This window comes from Staphylococcus sp. HMSC13A10 (assembly GCF_001808005.1).
In the GTDB taxonomy this organism is placed as follows: domain Bacteria; phylum Bacillota; class Bacilli; order Staphylococcales; family Staphylococcaceae; genus Staphylococcus; species Staphylococcus pasteuri.
In genome coordinates, this window is sequence record NZ_KV791860.1 from 1 (window position 1) to 1,528 (window position 1,528).

The 1,528-nt window shown below is 33.4% G+C and carries 2 pseudogenes; one reads left to right on the top strand and one right to left on the bottom strand.

The features are described from left to right. Nucleotides 1-58: 58 nt before the first annotated feature. A pseudogene (locus HMPREF3125_RS07585) lies at nucleotides 59-1,213 on the bottom strand (zinc-dependent alcohol dehydrogenase). 179 nt (nucleotides 1,214-1,392) lie between these two features. Here HMPREF3125_RS07585 and HMPREF3125_RS12685 point away from each other — a divergent pair. Next, nucleotides 1,393-1,528 (top strand): annotated as a pseudogene (locus HMPREF3125_RS12685) (plasmid mobilization relaxosome protein MobC); the annotation flags it as partial.

Below are 1,528 nucleotides of genomic sequence, written 5' to 3' on the forward strand. Positions count from 1 at the left end.
AACCAAAGTACAACTTTTGGGGTTCAGTACAATGTGCATAGGCTCTTTTGTATATTTATTATTGTGGTTTTAAAATGACTTTAATATTGTTATCTTTTTTCTGATCGAAAATATCATACGCTTGTTTTGCATCTTCTAAAGGCATTGTATGCGTTATAATTTCTGTTGGATCAAAAATTTCGTTTTTAATCATTTCATATAATTTTGGCATTTGATGAATAACTGGTGCTTGACCACTTTTCACTTGAACATTTCTATTAAAAATTAAATCTATTGGATAATTATCTGATGGTGTTCCATAAATACCAGTTAATTGAATGGTACCAAATTTTCTTACTGATTCAGCTGCTGTGATAATTGGACTAATATTACCTCGTTGAGCTGAATTTGAATTTAATTCTAAATCATCTTGAGCTACTTGTCCATCCATTCCTACACAATCTATAACAACATCTGCACCGCCACGTGTCGTTTCATGAAGTAGTTTTCCAATATTATCTTCTTTAGAAAAATTATACACTTCAGCACTGTTATATTTTCTTGCATGGTTTAATCTATGTTCTACATTGTCAATGGCAATAACTCGTTCGGCACCTTTTAACTTAGCAAATTTTTGTGCCATTAAACCGATTGGGCCACAACCGAGAACAATAACAGTATCCCCAGATTTTACGCCTGCATGTTCAACACTCCAATAAGCTGTCGGGACAACATCAGATAAAAACAATACTTGTTCGTCTTTCAAATCATTATCCGGAACTTTGAATGAAGAGAAGTCAGCAAAGGGTACTCTTAAATATTCAGCTTGACCACCCCTGTGGTTTCCATGCATAGCACTACCAAATCCGAACAGACCACCGTTATCCATTTTCCAACTTGCTGGTGATGGATTAGAATTATCACATTGAGATTCCATGTCGTTATTACAATAGAAACAATCGCCGCAACCTATGTTAAAAGGTATAACAACTCTATCACCTTTTTTTTAAGTTTTAACATCTTTTCCTACTTCTTCTACAATGCCCATCGGCTCATGTCCAATAACAAAACCAGGATCCATAAATAAATCACCTTGATGATATAGGTGTAAATCAGAACCACATATACCTGAAGCTGTTATTTTAATAATTGCATCTGTTGATTCTTCTATTGTTGGATCACTTACTTCACGAACTTCCATATTTTTATGACCTTGATACGTCACTGCTTTCATTTAAATCACACTCCTTTAACGAATTTACCCTCGGTATTAAAATATAAACGGAAAAAGTAAATTTAGTAATTATTATTTTGTGAGAAAATTTTGTGTTAAATATCAACATACATAATGTACATATAAAGTATGTGAATTTATTGGGTATAATGGACTTTTTAAAAAGATAGCATATATAACAAATGGCTGAAAGTTTAAATATTAAGTGTGCCGAATTTCGTTAAGAAGAAGGCATAGGGCAGTCGATTGGTCACACCCAAATTGGATAAAGTAACGCGAAAAGCGGTAGCGAAAGATTTGAGTATGTTGGGCGCA